Raw genomic sequence first — 9692 nt, 5'->3', positions numbered from 1 at the left:
GCCGGTCGCGCTGTACTACCGGACGGACCTGACGATGCGCCGGCCGGCGCCGCTGGTCGGCGCCGCTGGCCGGTGTCCCGCCGGCGGCCGCCCACCGGACCACCGACCGGCACGGCCCGCCCCCGGCCCTGGCGCGGACCCACCGCGGCACCGGCACCCTCGTCCAGCGCCGCCGCGAGCCCGGCCGAGTCCTTCCCGACCGGCCGAACCTGCCGACCGGCCGGCCCGCATCGGGGCTGGTGGGCGGCGGGTTCGGTGTGTCCGGACGCCCGTCGCGAGGCTCCGGGGGCGACGGGAGACGAACGTCGACTGACGATCCGCTCAACTGCTGCACAAATAGATGCGCTCTACACTAACTCCGACTGCACATCATAGTTAAACTGTAGTGCAACATAATGCCCGGAGACGCGAGCCAGAAGGGACGCGGGGGAACCTTCGCGGTCAACCGTCGAGCGGGATCGCAGATCGGAGTACCGATGAGCCCTGCAGACACAGCCATGGACCAGGCGGCACCCCCCATGGGGCGAAGGGAGCGCAACAAGCTCAAGGTGAAGGAACGGCTCTACGACGCCGCGATGACCCTCTTCGCCGAACAGGGCTACAACGAGACCTCGATCGACGAGATCGCCGAGGCGGCCGACGTCGCCCGAGGCACCTTCTTCAACTACTTCCAGCGCAAGGAGGACCTGCTCGGCGCCTGGGGCGAGAAGCGGCGCGACGCGCTTCTGGCCACCCTGGACATCGAGCACGACACGGCGGCCTCCGCGGTCGGCCGACTGCGCTACTCCATGACGGCGCTGGGCCGGATGAACGAGGGCCAGCGGCAGCAGACCGCCGCACTGCTGATGGCCTGGGTGCGGGCCGGACGGCCGCTGATGGAGGCGCCGTACCTGGCGGACCTGCTGGCCCGGATCGCCGCCGAGGGCATCCTGCGCGGCGAGTTCGACGACCGGTTCACCGCGCGCCAGATCGGCAACGCACTGCGCGACCTGTACCTGGGCACCCTCTACCGCTGGTGCGGCCAGCCGGACGGCGCCCCGGACCAGCTGACCGCCGAACTGCTGACCACGCTCGACCTGATCCTGGAGGGCATCCTGGTCGCGCCGGCCACGACGCCCTGAGCCCGGATTCCCCCGGGCGGCGACCGGCGCGGGGAGGGGATGTGACGCGGAGAGGTGCCTGCCGGGCCGGCAGGGCAGGGCTGCTCCGAAGTCCCCGTCAACGCACGAGTCCGCTGGTCACGGCGGCGTGAGAGCACTCCGGGTCGGCCCGTCACGAACGCAGCGAAGCTCCGGTCGAACCGGGGTGACCTTCCCAAGTCGCCCTGAGCCACCGGAGCTTCGATGCGTCGTCGGTCTGCCACCGCCCGCCTGATCAAGTCGCCCGTCATGGACGGTGCGGCGGGATCGTCGCCGATCGTCGCCGGTGGAGCGGTTGCGACTGCTCCCGGATCCACGTCGGCGCCGAGGAGTGCGTCACCCGTTCGCGGCAGTGCTCCTGGTCGCCGCCTCGGCGGTGGTCGCCGGCGCGCGCTCGTACGCGGCCACCGGCCAGTGGTCGGCGAACGCTCCGCAGCATGCCCTGGCCCGGCTGGGCGCGCGGGTCGTGGGCGCGATGAATGTGCGGGTCGCACCGCCTGCACCAACTGGACGATGACCGGGGCCCGGTTGCCGCCGGCCGAGGCCGGCAGCATCATCGCCCGCCGGTACCGCACCGTGCTCGTACTGCCTCGGCGCACGATCCTCTGCAACTGCTGCCCCTCCTGGTCCGTGAACCCGCGGACCCTGACCGGCTCCGCCATCGCGCCCCTCCCGAGCCGAACGTCTCGCGACATCCAACCGGCCCCGGGCCCGCCCACGCCGACCCGGCGAACGTATGCGGTCAGAGCGACTGGGGCGCACCCGCGCGGCGGGGGCGGTCCTTCCGTGCCCGCCGTGCCCGGGAGGGGTCACTGCCGCAGCAGGCCGACCACGCCGACGAGGTCCTCCCCGGCGCTGCCCACCTCCAGCCGTCGGCGCATCAACTCGAAGTACGGGGACAGCAGTTCGGGGCTGACCTGCTGTTCCTCGGCGGTGCGCAGGAAGGTCGGCACGCCGGCCACCTGCATGCCCAGGTTGGAGACCACGCCCAACGTGTAGTCGCCGGCCTCCAGTTGGGCGGCGGTCTGGTGGACGGCCGGGGCCATCGCGGCCAGCCAGTCGGCGAGCAGCGGGGCGAGCGAGGAGGGCGTGACGTCCTCCTCGCCGATCAGCGCGAAGGCGTGCGCGGCGCCGGCGAACATGCCGTACATGGCGCTGAGCAGCGCCACGTCGTGCAGTGCGGCGTACCCGGGGTCCTCGCCGACCCAGCGGACGGCGGCCGGGGCGGCGAGGGTGGCGCGGTGCTGTTCGAAGAGCTCGGCCGAGCCGCTGTAGAAGACGTAGGCGCCGGCTTCCGGCACGCCGATCATCGGCGGGACGGCCATGATCCCGCCGTCCAGGTAGCGGGCGCCGCGGGCGGCGGCCCAGGCGGCCCGGTCGCGGGCCTGGCCGGGGGTGCCGGTGACCAGGTTCACCACGTCCCGTCCGGTCAAGTCGGCGTCGGCCAGGGTCTGTTCGACCGAGTCGTCGTCCAGCAGGCAGAGGACCACCAGGCCGTTGGCGGCGACCGCCTCGGCGGCGCTCGCGGCGACCGTCGCGCCTTCGGCCGCGAGGGCCCCGGTGCGGGCGGCGGTGCAGTTCCAGACGGTCAGCGGGTGTCCGGCGGCGAGCCAGGCCCGGCCGAGCGCGGTGCCCATCGCGCCGAGGCCGAGCAGGGTGAGCGGGGTCTTCGGGGTGCTCCCGGCGGCGGGGGCGGCGGTGTGGTCGGCGGCTTCGGCGGGGTTCTCGGTGGTGTGCTCAACGGCCTTGTGTGTCATGGCGATTAGGCTGGTCGCCGCAGCGGAAGTGATCAAGTACGCACTTCGGAGTGGGTGGTTACCCCGGGGTGAGCGAGCAGGTCAGGGGAGGACGCGATGACGACCGTCAATCGTCCGGGCACGCCGGACGGGCACATCTGCGGGATCGACACGGCGCTGGAGGTGATCGGCGGCAAGTGGAAGGTGCTGATCCTCTGGGCCCTGCACGAGCGCCCGCACCGCCGGTTCGGCGAACTCCGGCGGATGCTGCCCGGGGTGACCGAGAAGGTGCTCGCCGCCCACCTGCGCGAGTTGGAGGCGGACGGCATCGTGCACCGCAGGTCGTACGACGAGGTGCCGCCGCGCGTCGAGTACTCGCTGACGGAGGACGGTGCCCGGCTCAACGGGGCGCTGGGCCCGCTGGCCGACTGGGGCCGCACGCGGGTGCTGGCCGCCCGCGCCGCGGCGAGCCCCGACCCCGTACCCGAGTCCGCGCCCGCACCCGTACCCACGCCCGCACCCGTACCCGCACCCGAACTCGTGAACGGGGCCCGGCCCCCGGAGCACTAGTCTTCCGATCATGGCTCTGACACCTGACGAGTTCTACGACCACGCCCGAGCGGCCGCCGACGGCGAACTCCGGCTCCCGCTCGCCCGGATGACCAGCTGGGAGGTCAGCCCGTTCGAACCGGAGGGGCTCCGCGTCTCGCCGCTGCGCCCGCCGGTGCTGCCCGAACCGCCGCGCCACGGCGAGGACCCGGCGGACTGCGGGATGTGCGCGGCCCGCGACCGGGGCGTGTGGTTCACCGACCACTGGCGGCTCGACCGGGTCGCCGGCGTCGGCGTGCCGCTGGCCCTGATGCTGTACCCCCGCGACCACTACGACCTGGCGGAACTCCCCGACGAGCTGGCCGCCGAGATGGGCCTGCTCACCACCCACGTCGTGCGCCAGGTCCAGGCCCTGCCGCACGTGGCCCGCGCCCACGTCTACCGGCTCGGCGACGGCGCCGCCCACCTGCACCTCTGGTTCTTCGCCCGCCCGGCCGGCCAGGTCCAACTGTTCGGCTCCTGGCTGCCCGTCTGGGACGACCTGCTGCCGGAGTACCCGGCCGAGGCCGCCCAGGCCGACGCCGAGACCGTCGCCGACGCCCTGGTCGCCTCGTACGGCGGCCGCCGCACACCGGACCCGGCGACCACCGACTGACGGGCTCCGGCCGGGCGGGGGCGACCGACGGGCTCCGGCCGGGTCAGTGATGCTCGGACACCAGGACCGCGCGGGTGCCGGGCTCCAGGGCCTCGAAGACGTGCGGGACGTCGGCCGGGTAGGCGATGTAGTCGCCGGGGTGCAGTTCCACCGGTTCGTCGGCGGTGCCGACCAGCGCCCGGCCGCTGCTGAGCACCACGTGCTCCACGACCCCGGGCAGGTGCGGGGCCGAGGAGCGCCCGGCGCCGGGTTCGGCGGCGATGCCGTAGACGTCCCGCCGGGCCCCGGGCGGAGAGGCGGCCAGCAGGGTAGCCCGGTAGTCGGTCTCGGCGGAGAAGACGGCGGGCCCCTCCCCGGCGCGGATCACCTGGACCTGCGGCCTGGGCGCGGCCAGCAGCCTGGAGAACGGGATCTCCAGCACCACGCAGAGCGCCCACAGCGTTTCCAGGCTCGGGTTCCCGGCCCCGGACTCCAGCTGGGAGAGCGTGGACTTGGCGATTCCGGCCCGGCGGGCGACCTCGGTGAGGGAGAGCCCGGCGCGGACGCGCTCCGCCCGGAGCGACACGGCGATCGATTCGAGCGGCGGCTTGAGCGAGGGGTCGGGATCGGGCAACGTGTTCGCTCCAATGGTCACTTGTTCGCCTTGACGAACATCTCGGTGCTGTTCATTATAAACTCCATGCGTTCGATGTGGAGAACACTCGACCGCGGCCGGTGGCGCGACCTCGCGCTGGTGTGCCTGGCGGTCGGAGTCATCGGGGTCTCGTACGGCGCGATCGCGGTCACCTCGGGCTTCCCCCGGTGGTTCCCGGTGCTGACGGGCGCGCTCGTGCTCGCCGCCTCCTCGGAGTTCCTGTTCGTCGGGATCGTCGCCGCCGGCGGCAGCCCGATCGCCGCACTGCTGGCCGCACTGCTGGTCAACGCCCGCCACCTGCCGTTCGGACTGGCGGTCCCCGACGTGCTCGGCCGCGGCTGGCGCGGACTGCTCGGGGCGCACCTGATGAACGACGAGACGGTGGTCTTCGCCCTCGCCCAGGACGGCCTCCCCCGCAAGCGGGCCGCGTACTGGGCCTGCGGCCTGGGCATCCTGCTCTGCTGGCCGGCCGGCGCCGCACTGGGGGCACTGCTGGGCGGCGTCGTCCGCGACACCGGCACGCTGGGTCTGGACGCCATGTTCCCCGCGGTGATCGCGGCGCTGATCGTGCCCGCCCTGAAGGACCGCCGGCTCCGGCGCACCGCCCTGGCCGGAGCCGTCCTGGCACTGGCCGGCACCCTCTTCCTCCCCCCGGGGCTCCCCGTACTGCTCGCACTGGCGGCCCTCCCGCTCCTCACCCCGATCGCGACCCCGCCCGCAACCCCGCCTGAAGCCCCGTCCGAAGGAACCGCTCGATGAGAAGCACCGCACCGATCCTCGCCGCGATGCTGGCACTCGCGGGGGGCACCTTCCTGCTCCGACTCTCCGGCCCGGCCCTGCGCGCCAGAGTCACCTTCCCGCCACGGGTGGAGAAGCTGCTGGAGGCGTCCACCGTCGTCCTGCTCGCCGCGCTGACCGCCACCGCGACCCTCACCGAGGGCCACGGCTTCGCCGGCGTCGCCCGCCCGCTCGGCGTACTGGTGGGCGGCCTGCTCGCCTGGCGCAAGGCACCCTTCCTCGTCGTCGTCCTCGCCGCCGCCGGCGCCACGGCCGCGCTGAGACTCGCCGGGGTGAGCTGACCCCTCGACGGCGTGTGCGCAGTCGGCGGCGGTCGGTGCAACTGCCGCACCCCGGTCGCCGAACAGGACACCGGACACCCTCGATCCCGGCCCGGCCCGATCCTGCCCGACAGCGACGGGCTCGGACCTCGAGGTCGGCGGCTCAACTGCCCTTCTGTCCCGAGGGGTTGTGATGCACTTCGCTCCAGACCGTCTCGCGGGCGGTGCCGCCGTTGCGGGAAGGCGGGGAGTAGGTGTGGCCCCAACGGTCGCCGAGCGCAAGAGCCTTGAGTACGGCCCGGTGGTCGTCGGGCCCGTCGCTCGCGCCGTCGGCGGGGCGGACGATGGTCAACTCGACGCGGTAGCCGTCCGGGACGACAGTCAGCCGGGCCTCCGCGCCGCCCGCCCCGGCGAGCTGCTCGGCGATCTCCCGGGCACGCTGCCGCACCGTGCCACCGCTCACGAGGCGGCCCCCAGCGCGGTACGGGCCTCGAGACCCAGTTCCTGCGGCGACGCCACGCGGACCGGAGCGGGGAACTCGCCGCGCAGCACCGCGAGTTCGACCAGCGCCTCGGCGAGCCGCTGCGCCCACGGCAGCCCCGCGTACCCCAGCGCGAGACCGGCCCTCTCCGGCGGGACATCGGGCCGGTAGACCGGCGAGAGGCCGGGCGGCGGGTCGAGACGGGCGGCACGGAAGGCCCGCTCCAGCGAGTCCGATGCCCGTTCGGAGTCGGTGAACCCACCGCGCAGGAACCCCTGCAGGACGTCGACGGCCACCAACGGCTGTCCGGTGTAAAGCACTTGTACTCCCTTCATGGTGCGTTCAGGCCACTTCGGCAACAGCGGCGGCGCAGCGCGGGCACGCGCAGGCCGGCCAGGTCAGCGCCGAGACCAGCGGCAGGTCCCGGTCCTCGTCCGAGGCGCAGGAGGAGACCTCCACCCGGGCCCCGTCGGACCGCACCCGGTAGACCCGGATCGTCAACTTCGCGGCCCGGCTTGTGTATTGGCGATCAGACATGACACCGCTCCTCTCCCTCGCACCCCAGAACGCGCCCTCGCGCGGCCCGCCCACTCCGCGCGCTCGCCCGTCGGAGTGACGGATCACCTCCGCAGCCACCGTTCCCACCCGCCCCGACCACGATGGGCGGTGACCGGCGCAGCACGGGGCGGTTCCGCTCCGTGACCCGATGGCTACCGGGAGCGCCCACTGTCCTCTAGGCTTCGAGACTGTTCAACTTGTCTCCAGCGGTTTGTTTGGTAGGTCGAATCACCGTGAACAAGAGGGAACTTGACCCCGAGACGTCCCCGGCGGACGGGATCGGAGCGCTACTCCGCACGTCAAGGGAGCAGCGGGAGTGGACGCAGGAACACCTGGCGTCACTGGTCGGCTGCACGTCGTCGTACATCTCGGCGGTGGAGCACGGCCGGAGGAAACCAAGTCAACAGGTTGCAACCGCTCTTGACAGGGCGTTTGGTTCAGGCGAGCAGTTCGTCAGGGGGCGGATCGCGGCAAGTCAGCAGGCCCTGTTCGAAGGCTTCCCGGAGCTGGTGCGCAACGAGGCGAAGGCGACGACGATCCGGGTGTTCGAGGTCAGCATCATTCCGAGCTTGCTCCGGACACACGATTACGAGCGCGCCTATCAAGCAGGCCCCGTACGACGAGGCGTGGCGACTCAAGAACAGGCCGATGAGCGAACCGAGGCACTGTTCCAGAGGCAGCGGGTCCTGGAGCGAACCCCGGCGCCGTTCTACCACGCGATAATCGACGAGGCAGCGTTGCGGCGCCCGGTCGGTGGCCTGGACGTCATGGTGGCCCAGCTTCGCCACTTGGAGGCCATGGCCGCCCACCCCCGCTTCAGGATCCAGGTGACACCGTTCTCGGTTCCCGAGGCCAGGTCGTTCACTCTTCCGGTCGTGTTGCTGACCATGCCGAACAGGTCAGTCATCGGCTACGGCGAGACTCAAAAGCGTGGCTACCTCGAACGGGATCTGGAGACACTGGACGAGTGGATCAGTGAGTACGATTACCTCCAGGGTGAGGCGCTATCCCAGGCCGCGAGTATCGAATTCATTCGAAGGGTACGGAGAGGCTTTGAACATGGACGAGCGGCATAGCATCGTGTGGCGCAAGAGCTCCCACAGCGCCAACGGCGGGAACTGCGTCGAGGTCTCGGACGACTTCCCCGGCACCGTCCCCGTCCGCGACTCCAAGGACCCGCACGGCCCGGCCCTGCTCTTCCCCGCCACCGCCTGGTCCGCCTTCGTGACCGCCGTCCGCACCGGTGGGCTCGACAGCCCCGCAACCCCCGGCCGGTAACCATCCGTCGATGGCCGGCGCCACGCGATGCACCACCTCCCCGCGTGGTTCGGGGCCGTCCTGCGGAAACCCGTCGTGCGGCACGAAGGCGACCACGACGGACAGGACTGCCTGCCCTCCCTTCAACTACGGAGTCCACCGCTGCTCCTGGCCGACTCTGCCGATTCGCCGACCCCATCCGCACGGTGCAGGTCCGGGGCCCGCTCGCCACCTGACGGCGGCACCGCGCAGCTTCTCGACGCAATGGTCCCTGTCCGCCCAGGGACCTTGCCGGAGGCGGGACTTGGCAGACAGCACGGTGTCCGGGTCGTCCTCGCCGTTGCCGTGCCCGCCCGGTCGGTGACAGGCGTTGTGGGCGGTGGTGGGACCTGCCCGAGCGGTTCGGCCCGTGGAAGACGACCTACGAGCTTGTAACAAGATCTTGTGCGCCAGCAGGCTGCGGTGAGTGCGACGATTCATTGCTGTTGATGGCATCGGGGTGGGGTTGGAGGTATGCAGACACTCACGTCAGATGGCCGTCACCGCCCCGAGGGGGCCGTCCAGGACGCCGCGGCGGCGCCGTGGCTGGTGCGGCGCCCACCCGAAGGCGATGTGCGGTTACGGCGTCCAGTTGATTTCACTCGGGTCGAAGGACACCGCCCAACGGAAGAGCTGCCGTAGGTCGGAGTAGAAGCAGAGGTCCCCGTGCGAGAGCCAGAAGATCCTGCCCCGCCCGTCACCGGGCGGGATCATGAAGACTCCCGATGTCCGGTCCTCCTCCATGGAGATCGGGATGACCTCCGTTCCGCCGGGGATCCCGACGTCCAGCCGGAGGATGTTTTTCAAGACCTGAAGGAACTCCTCGGACTCCTCCGCCGCCCGGCCGCTCAGCCAGTCACGACTGCCGTAGATGGGTCTCCCCAACGCGAAGTTCTCCATCCCGTCCGAGCACCGCAGGAACTCGACGTAGTGCTCCTCCAACGGCTGGGAGAACCTCGCCCGAAGTCGCGTGATGTCCTCTTCCGTCGCCCCGCCACGTAGGATCGGAGGGCCGAAGATCCCCTCGTCGTCCGGACTTTCGACGAACTCCCTCCTCCTGGCCTCGAAGACATCGCCGATCCAGCCGGGGAGACCCATGGACATGCCCTTCCAGTACGAACTCGCAACAGCGTCACGGTATCCGTCGGTTGGGACGACGCCGGCAGATGAGTGTGCAGGCCAGTGAGACGAAGGCGTTGTGGAGGCCGAGGCGTCTCTCCCGGCGGACGGCGAGGCGCTTGAACTGGTGGAGTTGGGCGAAGGCCAGCTCGACGACGTAGCGGAGCTTGCCGAGGCCGATGATGTCGGGCCCGCTGCGGCGAGAGATGACCGGCAGGATCCGGCGCTTGCGCAGTTGTCGGCGGTTGGGGTTGCTGTCGTAGCCCTTGTCGCCGAGCAGGGTGTCGGGGCGTTTGCGGGGGCGGCCGGCCCGGCCGGCTACCGGTGGGTGGCTGCGTAGGTGAGAACCAAGAACGACTGTCGGTGAGTTCTGGTTCTGGTCCAACTTCTGTGAATGGTGACGCTGAGTCACGAAATCCCGCTCTCCGGGATGGGCGGAGCGACTTGTCGGTGGTGAGTGTCATGAT

15 protein-coding genes and 1 pseudogene are annotated in these 9692 nt (G+C 71.4%); 8 read left to right on the top strand and 8 right to left on the bottom strand.

From position 1 onward, the window contains the following. Positions 1–518 precede the first annotated feature (518 nt). A complete protein-coding gene (locus ACFUEL_RS28000) occupies positions 519–1121 on the top strand; it encodes a TetR/AcrR family transcriptional regulator (RefSeq protein ID WP_380239544.1) in 603 nt (200 codons plus the stop codon). A 274-nt stretch (positions 1122–1395) separates the two neighbouring features. Continuing rightward, positions 1396–1656, top strand: coding sequence for a transposase family protein (locus ACFUEL_RS27995; protein WP_380239543.1), 261 nt, complete (start codon positions 1396–1398; stop codon positions 1654–1656). Here ACFUEL_RS27995 and ACFUEL_RS27990 read toward each other — a convergent pair. Both ACFUEL_RS27990 and ACFUEL_RS27985 read right to left on the bottom strand, forming a co-directional pair. Continuing rightward, positions 1634–1801 (bottom strand): annotated as a pseudogene (locus ACFUEL_RS27990) (IS630 family transposase); the annotation flags it as partial. The gene ACFUEL_RS27995 and the pseudogene ACFUEL_RS27990 sit on opposite strands and share 23 nt — an antisense overlap. A 147-nt stretch (positions 1802–1948) precedes the next feature. Next, positions 1949–2896 carry an NAD(P)-dependent oxidoreductase gene (locus ACFUEL_RS27985; protein WP_380239542.1) on the bottom strand — a complete coding sequence of 316 codons (948 nt, stop codon included), beginning with the start codon at positions 2894–2896 and terminating at the stop codon, positions 1949–1951. A 96-nt stretch (positions 2897–2992) separates the two neighbouring features. Here ACFUEL_RS27985 and ACFUEL_RS27980 point away from each other — a divergent pair, with 96 nt between their 5' ends. After that, a complete protein-coding gene (locus tag ACFUEL_RS27980; RefSeq protein WP_380239541.1) occupies positions 2993–3445 on the top strand; it encodes a winged helix-turn-helix transcriptional regulator in 453 nt (150 codons plus the stop codon). Positions 3446–3455: 10 nt separating this feature from the next. Continuing rightward, entirely contained in the window at positions 3456–4079 is a 624-nt protein-coding gene (locus tag ACFUEL_RS27975; RefSeq protein WP_380239540.1) for a hypothetical protein, read from the top strand. Positions 4080–4122: 43 nt separating this feature from the next. Here ACFUEL_RS27975 and ACFUEL_RS27970 read toward each other — a convergent pair whose 3' ends face one another. Further along, positions 4123–4692, bottom strand: a complete 570-nt coding sequence (locus ACFUEL_RS27970; protein WP_380239539.1) for a helix-turn-helix domain-containing protein — start codon at positions 4690–4692, stop codon at positions 4123–4125. Positions 4693–4758: 66 nt separating this feature from the next. On the opposite strand from ACFUEL_RS27970, the gene ACFUEL_RS27965 reads away from it, so the two are divergent. Then, positions 4759–5472: an AzlC family ABC transporter permease gene (locus ACFUEL_RS27965; RefSeq protein ID WP_380239545.1), complete on the top strand. Its 714-nt coding sequence runs from the start codon at positions 4759–4761 to the stop codon at positions 5470–5472. Further along, on the top strand, positions 5469–5792 hold the full coding sequence (locus tag ACFUEL_RS27960; RefSeq protein ID WP_380239538.1) for an AzlD domain-containing protein: 324 nt from the start codon (positions 5469–5471) through the stop codon (positions 5790–5792). The genes ACFUEL_RS27965 and ACFUEL_RS27960 overlap by 4 nt, the downstream gene beginning before the upstream one ends. A gap of 142 nt (positions 5793–5934) precedes the next feature. Here the strand turns inward: ACFUEL_RS27960 and ACFUEL_RS27955 are convergent, their stop codons facing one another. The 3 genes from ACFUEL_RS27955 to ACFUEL_RS27945 are packed head-to-tail and all read right to left on the bottom strand — an operon-like array spanning position 5935 to position 6789. Next, positions 5935–6234, bottom strand: coding sequence for a hypothetical protein (locus ACFUEL_RS27955; RefSeq protein ID WP_380239537.1), 300 nt, complete (start codon positions 6232–6234; stop codon positions 5935–5937). Continuing rightward, entirely contained in the window at positions 6231–6572 is a 342-nt protein-coding gene (locus ACFUEL_RS27950; RefSeq protein WP_380239536.1) for a hypothetical protein, read from the bottom strand. Before ACFUEL_RS27950 ends, ACFUEL_RS27955 begins: the two co-directional genes overlap by 4 nt. Before the next feature lie 22 nt (positions 6573–6594). Then, complete coding sequence (locus ACFUEL_RS27945) at positions 6595–6789, bottom strand: hypothetical protein (protein WP_380239535.1); 195 nt, start codon at positions 6787–6789, stop codon at positions 6595–6597. Positions 6790–7043: 254 nt separating this feature from the next. Between ACFUEL_RS27945 and ACFUEL_RS27940 the strand changes: the two genes are divergently transcribed. Together ACFUEL_RS27940 and ACFUEL_RS27935 are read left to right on the top strand one after the other, a co-directional pair. Next, positions 7044–7886 carry a Scr1 family TA system antitoxin-like transcriptional regulator gene (locus tag ACFUEL_RS27940; protein WP_380239534.1) on the top strand — a complete coding sequence of 281 codons (843 nt, stop codon included), beginning with the start codon at positions 7044–7046 and terminating at the stop codon, positions 7884–7886. Continuing rightward, complete coding sequence (locus ACFUEL_RS27935; protein ID WP_380239533.1) at positions 7870–8088, top strand: DUF397 domain-containing protein; 219 nt, start codon at positions 7870–7872, stop codon at positions 8086–8088. Before ACFUEL_RS27940 ends, ACFUEL_RS27935 begins: the two co-directional genes overlap by 17 nt. A 597-nt stretch (positions 8089–8685) precedes the next feature. Here the strand turns inward: ACFUEL_RS27935 and ACFUEL_RS27930 are convergent. Together ACFUEL_RS27930 and ACFUEL_RS27925 are read right to left on the bottom strand one after the other, a co-directional pair. Next, positions 8686–9210: a hypothetical protein gene (locus tag ACFUEL_RS27930; RefSeq protein ID WP_380239532.1), complete on the bottom strand. Its 525-nt coding sequence runs from the start codon at positions 9208–9210 to the stop codon at positions 8686–8688. A 28-nt stretch (positions 9211–9238) separates the two neighbouring features. After that, positions 9239–9610 (bottom strand): transposase, encoded by a 372-nt coding sequence (locus ACFUEL_RS27925; protein ID WP_380239531.1) that lies wholly within the window; start codon positions 9608–9610, stop codon positions 9239–9241. Positions 9611–9692 lie beyond the last annotated feature (82 nt).

The sequence above is a fragment of the Kitasatospora sp. NPDC057198 genome (assembly GCF_042670125.1).
In the GTDB taxonomy this organism is placed as follows: Bacteria; Actinomycetota; Actinomycetes; order Streptomycetales; family Streptomycetaceae; genus Kitasatospora.
Note: the sequence above shows the minus strand (reverse complement) of the source record. Positions and strands in the feature narration are given on the sequence as shown.

What these genes read in the sequence shown, in the direction of transcription:
- ACFUEL_RS28000 (WP_380239544.1), top strand. Translation starts at nt 519, where the DNA reads ATGGGGCGAAGGGAGCGCAACAAGCTCAAGGTGAAGGAACGGCTCTAC.
- ACFUEL_RS27985 (WP_380239542.1), bottom strand. Translation starts at nt 2,896, where the DNA reads ATGACACACAAGGCCGTTGAGCACACCACCGAGAACCCCGCCGAAGCC.
- ACFUEL_RS27980 (WP_380239541.1), top strand. Translation starts at nt 2,993, where the DNA reads ATGACGACCGTCAATCGTCCGGGCACGCCGGACGGGCACATCTGCGGG.
- ACFUEL_RS27975 (WP_380239540.1), top strand. Translation starts at nt 3,456, where the DNA reads ATGGCTCTGACACCTGACGAGTTCTACGACCACGCCCGAGCGGCCGCC.
- ACFUEL_RS27965 (WP_380239545.1), top strand. Translation starts at nt 4,759, where the DNA reads ATGCGTTCGATGTGGAGAACACTCGACCGCGGCCGGTGGCGCGACCTC.
- ACFUEL_RS27960 (WP_380239538.1), top strand. Translation starts at nt 5,469, where the DNA reads ATGAGAAGCACCGCACCGATCCTCGCCGCGATGCTGGCACTCGCGGGG.
- ACFUEL_RS27945 (WP_380239535.1), bottom strand. Translation starts at nt 6,789, where the DNA reads ATGTCTGATCGCCAATACACAAGCCGGGCCGCGAAGTTGACGATCCGG.
- ACFUEL_RS27935 (WP_380239533.1), top strand. Translation starts at nt 7,870, where the DNA reads ATGGACGAGCGGCATAGCATCGTGTGGCGCAAGAGCTCCCACAGCGCC.
- ACFUEL_RS27930 (WP_380239532.1), bottom strand. Translation starts at nt 9,210, where the DNA reads ATGTCCATGGGTCTCCCCGGCTGGATCGGCGATGTCTTCGAGGCCAGG.